Source organism: Brevibacillus sp. MCWH, assembly GCF_013096935.1.
Lineage (GTDB): Bacteria > Bacillota > Bacilli > Brevibacillales > Brevibacillaceae > Brevibacillus > Brevibacillus aydinogluensis.
Genome location: NZ_SDLF01000200.1, coordinates 1 through 419 on the forward strand (window position 1 = coordinate 1; position 419 = coordinate 419).

Below are 419 nucleotides of genomic sequence, written 5' to 3' on the forward strand. Positions count from 1 at the left end.
ACGTCATTCCATTGACGATGGCTGGTCAACAGTATGTGAAGGGAGGTGGGGAAAATGGACAAGCAGGCGACGATGGAAACAAAGGAAATTCGAGCGCTGCCAGTGAAAATTGAAGTCCGCAAATCAGCAGAAGGGGAGGAACAACGGACGATATCCGGTTCTATCAAGTACAACACAGAAAGTGCGGAGATGCGAGACTGGTGGGGCGACACGTTTGTTGAAGAGATTGCTTCTGGAGCATTTGACGAAAGCCTGAAAACGCGCAGTGTTGTTGGTCTGTGGTCACACGATGCGTCTAAAGTGCTCGGAAGCACAAAAAGTGGAACGTTGCGCCTGGAGAGCACGGAAAAGGAATTACGCTTCGAGCTGGATTTACCTAATACAACAGTCGGCAACGATGCCTGGTAAATGATTAAGCG

General features: G+C 49.4%; 1 protein-coding gene and 1 pseudogene. Both read left to right on the forward strand.

What is annotated here, in order from left to right:
* Positions 1–72 precede the first annotated feature (72 nt).
* A pseudogene (locus ETC00_RS20065) lies at positions 73–342 on the forward strand (HK97 family phage prohead protease); the annotation flags it as partial.
* Positions 290–412: a hypothetical protein gene (locus ETC00_RS21035; protein ID WP_483296502.1), complete on the forward strand. Its 123-nt coding sequence runs from the start codon at positions 290–292 to the stop codon at positions 410–412. The pseudogene ETC00_RS20065 and the gene ETC00_RS21035, both read left to right, overlap by 53 nt.
* Positions 413–419: the final 7 nt, after the last annotated feature.

Coding starts and splice junctions, on each gene's coding strand:
- ETC00_RS21035 (WP_483296502.1), top strand. CDS start 290: ATGCGTCTAAAGTGCTCGGAAGCACAAAAAGTGGAACGTTGCGCCTGG.